Origin of the sequence: Paraburkholderia fungorum, from assembly GCF_902833645.1 — a bacterium.
Taxonomy (GTDB): Bacteria; Pseudomonadota; Gammaproteobacteria; order Burkholderiales; family Burkholderiaceae; genus Paraburkholderia; species Paraburkholderia fungorum.
Genome location: NZ_CADFGE010000027.1, coordinates 1 through 472, shown reverse-complemented (window position 1 = coordinate 472; position 472 = coordinate 1). Strand labels below are relative to the sequence as shown.

The following is a 472-nucleotide window of genomic DNA, read 5'->3' as shown; positions in this document are numbered from 1 at the left end:
TTAGAGCACCGTCTTGATAAGGCGGGGGTCGATGGTTCGAATCCATCCAGACCCACCATTGTCTTGTCTGCGATGGCTGCGCGAGCCGATGAACCCCGAGGTGTGATGGTGATCTGTGCATGACTGGGGGATTAGCTCAGCTGGGAGAGCACCTGCTTTGCAAGCAGGGGGTCGTCGGTTCGATCCCGTCATCCTCCACCAATCCTCAATGCCTAGTGTTCGGTAGTCACCGAGCCTTATGCATTGGCGATTGAGCCAGTCAGAGTGATACGCGGTTATAGCAACTGCGATATCGGCTGTCGTTCTTTAACAATCAGGAAGAAGTAGTAAAGAGATTCACGAAAGCATACTTAGAGATGGGTGTGCGAGTAGGTGAATCAGGGTTGTGATTGTATCAATGTATGAAAAGGTGATCGAAAGATTGCTTTGGAATACGGCGCAACACGAATACTCAACCTGTAACGATGTGAAC

1 tRNA gene is annotated in these 472 nt (G+C 50.2%); it reads left to right on the top strand.

Features of this window, described 5'->3' with window-relative positions:
• The first annotated feature begins 125 nt into the window (after positions 1 to 125).
• A tRNA-Ala gene (locus tag HWX91_RS40455) sits at positions 126 to 201 on the top strand.
• Positions 202 to 472 lie beyond the last annotated feature (271 nt).